This is a genomic window from Deltaproteobacteria bacterium, assembly GCA_020848745.1.
Classification (GTDB): domain Bacteria; phylum Desulfobacterota; class Binatia; order UTPRO1; family UTPRO1; genus UTPRO1.
On sequence record JADLHM010000044.1, the window covers coordinates 1 to 3964 of the forward strand.

Here is a 3964-nt window from a genome sequence, read left to right on the forward strand (position 1 = left end):
GACCGAGGCGGTGGCGCCGGTGCCGGACGGCGATGCGCATGCGGCGCTCGTGGACGCCGTGGCGGACGCGCCGACGGTCGAAGCGGCGACGCGTCCATGACGGCGTGGACGGGGCTCGCTCGCGTCCACTACGTCGTGGCGGTGGCGCAGCTCGGCGCGCTCTTCGGCCTCGCGTCGAGCGCCGGGGCGGGCCCGGCGCTCAGCCGTGGACCGTATCTCCAGCGTGTGACGCAGCGGTCCGTGACGGTGCTCTGGCGGACCGACGCGCCGGCCGCGTGTTCGCTGGCGATCCGCGGCGAGGGGGAGCCGGCGCGAGTGGTGGAGGGCGCGGGCGGGACGTCCTGTGCGGTCGAAGTCGACGGGCTGCAGCCCGGGACCGCGTATCATTATATGCCGCGGGCCGACGGCGTCGGGCTCGGCGACGAGTCCTCGTTTCGCACCGATGGCCCCCGCCCGCGGTTCTCGTTCCTCGTCTTCGGCGACTCGGGATGCGGGTGTCCCACGCAGCTCGCCGTACGGGACCAGATGCTCGCGAGCCCGGCCGACTTCCTCGTGCACACGGGGGACATGGTCTACCGCAAGATCCTGCGGCCGGAAGACTTCGACCGGCTCGTCTTCGAGCCGTATCGCGGGCTCATGAGCCGCGTCGTGCTGTGGCCGTGCCTCGGCAACCACGATCGGGAGCGCGACGACGGCGTGATCTGGCGGGACGTCTTCGTCACCCCCGCGAACAACCCCGAGGGCGCCGAGGGATACTACTCGTTCGATCACGGCACCGCGCACGTCGTCGTCCTCGACTCCAACGCGCCCACCGGGCGCAAGAGCGCGCAGCGGCGTTTCCTCGATCGCGACCTCGCCGGCAGCACGGCGCCGTGGAAGTTCGTGGTGCTCCACCACACGCTGTACTCGAGCGGGACGCACGGCAACGCCACGCGGATTCGCCGCAACCTGGTGCCGCTCTTCGACCAGCATCGGGTCGCCGCCGTCTTCATGGGGCACGACCACAGCTACGAGCGCACCAAGCCGCTACGGGACGGCGCGGTCGTCGCGCCCGGCGCGGGGACCGTCTACGTCACGACGGGCGGCGGGGGAAAGTCGATTCGTCCGGTCGGGAGCAGCGACTTCACGGCCTACGCGGAGTCGGCGTTCCATTTCGTGCGTGTCACGGTGGCGGACGACACGGTCGCCATCGAGATGATCCGCGCCGACGGTCTCGTGCGTGACCGGGTCACCCTGCCGCGGAGGAGCTCGTGAGATCGGCGGCCCGGCGGCGCGATCGCGGTCTGCGCGCCGCGGCCGTGTGGGTGATCGCCGCGGGGCTCGTCGCGGACGCGTCGATGCCCGCCGCGGCGCAACGGTTGCCGGATCCGGCGCGTGCCGCCGCGGCGGTGCGGTGTCAGCAGGGGCTCGTTGCCGGCGGCGCCCGCCTCGTCGCGCGGCGTCTCCGGCTGCTCGGCGTCTGCGCCGGCGGGGCGTTCGCGTGCGTCCAGACGCGACCGGGGGCGGACGGCTGCCTCGCGGGCGTCCGCGAGCGCTGCGTGCGGGCCCTGCGCGTCTACGAGACGCGGGACGTGCCGGCGGTCGAGCGGGCGCTGCGGCGACGGTGCGGCGGGCTCGGATTCGCGGACGTGCTCGCGCCGGACGGCCTCGGCCAGGCGACGGCGACGTCCGGCTGCGGCGCGGACGACGCCGTCGTGGTGCACGACGTCGCGTCGCTGGCGCGGTGCCTGGTCGCCCAGCACGCTGCCGAGGCCGACCGATTGTTCGCCGCACGGCTGCCGCGAGCCGGCGAGCTCGTCGCGGTGAGCGGAGTGTCGCTCGGCTCGTCGAGCACGTTGCCGGACTTCGGCGGCAGCGGTACCGGGCTCGGAGATCGGCGGGCCGCGAAAGCGGTGAAGCGTTGTGCGGCCGCGATCGGGCGGGTTGGCGACCGGGTGGTGAACGCCGAGCTCCGCGGCGTGGCGCGCTGCGGGCGCGCCGTGTTGGCGTGCGTGCAGACCGTGACCGCGGCGGCCGGCGCGGGGAAGCCCGAGAAGGTCGCGCCGACGGATTGCCTGCCGCAAGCGGCCGTCGCGTGCGCCGAGCACGCCGCCCGCGCGGCGGGCGTCGCCGACGGGGTGGCGGCCGCGCTCCGGCGGGGTTGCGGCCGCGACGTCCTGCCGTTCGACGTCCTGCGCGCGGCGACCGGCGCCCATCTCGACGCGCTCGCGAGCGAGTGCGCTCGTCATGGAGTGGCGTCGCTCGCCACGCTCGACGACTACGCGCGATGCCTCGTCCGGCAGCACCGATGTCGCAGCCGGGCCATCGTGCTGCGGGAAGCGCCGCGGGCGCGCGAGCTCGCGGCGTACGCGGGACGCCGGCTCGGGAGCGGCGTTTGCGCGGACGAGCCGGCCTCCGGGCTCGCGTCCGTGCAAGCGGTCCACCACGACGCGGCAGCCGCCAACGGGCTCGACGGTCCTCGCGCGGTCGCCGTGAGCCCCGACGGCGCGCACGTCTACGTCGCGAGCTTCGACGACGATGCGCTGGCCGCATTCCGGCGCGACCCGCAGGACGGCCGCGTGACGCCGGTCGGCGTCAGCTTCGACGGCATCGACGGCGTCGACGGGCTGAACGGGGCGCGTGGCCTCGCGCTCAGCCCCGACGGCGCGCACGTGTACGTGGCGGGCGCACGCGACGACGCGGTCGCGGTCTTCGCGCGCGACGCCGGGAGCGGCGTGCTGACGTTCGTGCAGCGCCGGAAGAACGGTGCGGGCGTGCTCGACAGTCTGAACGGCGCCCGGGCGGTCGCCGTCAGTCCGGACGGCAAGCACGTGTACGTCGCCGGGGATCCGGCGGATGCGATCGCGGTCTTCGCGCGCGACGCGGCGACCGGCGCCGTGACGTTCGTCGCGCGGGTGAAGAACGGCGAGGGCGGAGTCTCCGGCCTCCACGGACCGTACGCGCTTGCGCTCAGCCCGGACGGCGCGAGCGTCTACGCCGCCGCGTTCGACGACGACGCGGTGGTCGCGTTCGCGCGCGACGCAGGGACCGGCGTTCTGAGCTTCGTCGGGCGCGTGAAGGAAGGCGAGAACGGCGCGGCGGGCCTCGACGGGGCGCGCGCGCTCGCGGTCGCGCCGGACGGCGCGCACGTCTACGTCGCCGCGGAGCTCGCGCGCGCCGTCGTGATCCTGGCGCGCGACCCCGCGACGGGCGCGCTCGCGCCGAGCGCGGTGCGGCGCCATGTCTTCGGCGCGCCCGACGGCCTCGGACGACCCGACGCGGTCGTGGTCGGCGGCGACGGCGCACAGGTCTTCACGGTGAGCGGCCACGACGACGTCGTCGCCGCGTTCGCGCGGGACGCGGCGAGCGGCGCCATCACGCTCGCCGCGAGCACCGTTCTCGCGACCGGGCCGCAGAGCGGCGATCCGGGAGTGCTCGGCCTGGCGCTCGCTCCCGCGGGCACGGAGCTCTACGCCGTGCAGAGCACGCGCGATGTCCTGGAGGTGATCACGACGCAGGAGTGAGCGAGAACCCACGTGACGTGCGCCACGGCGGACGCGATACCGGTCATGCACGATTGCCCTTCCGGGCATCGGCGCAGCGGAGATTCGCCGTCTCCGGCCGCGGTTTTCAGGGCATGAACGCCCACGAAATCAACCGCGTACGTGGCCCGGACCGGTGCGCCCCGCGGCGCGGCACCCGGCTTGCTCTTTAGCGACTCGCATGGCGGGGGCAGGCGAGATCCCTTTTCAGGTGTCGTTCGGTGTCGCGGTCCACCTCGGACGCAGCGGCTTCAAGGATCTGCAACGGGATTTCCGGCGCGAGGCGAGACGCGCGCTCGCGACCGCGTTCAAGGAAATGCTCGGGAAGATCGAGCGCGCGCTGATCAAGGCGCGGATCGTGTGCGGTCCGTGCGCCGCGCCGATGTACAGCCGTGGCCGGAGCACGCGGCGGATCGTGACGGCCTTCGGGCCGATCGAGGTCA

At 74.4% G+C, this 3964-nt stretch carries 3 protein-coding genes; all 3 read left to right on the forward strand.

The features are described 5' to 3' along the window. The first annotated feature begins 96 nt into the window (after positions 1-96). A complete protein-coding gene (locus tag IT293_05630) occupies positions 97-1254 on the forward strand; it encodes a metallophosphoesterase family protein (protein ID MCC6764125.1) in 1158 nt (385 codons plus the stop codon). After that, positions 1251-3503, forward strand: a complete 2253-nt coding sequence (locus IT293_05635; GenBank protein ID MCC6764126.1) for a beta-propeller fold lactonase family protein — start codon at positions 1251-1253, stop codon at positions 3501-3503. Before IT293_05630 ends, IT293_05635 begins: the two co-directional genes overlap by 4 nt. Positions 3504-3702: 199 nt before the next feature. Next, positions 3703-3964 (forward strand): hypothetical protein (locus IT293_05640; protein ID MCC6764127.1); only part of this gene is annotated, 262 nt, incomplete at its 3' end.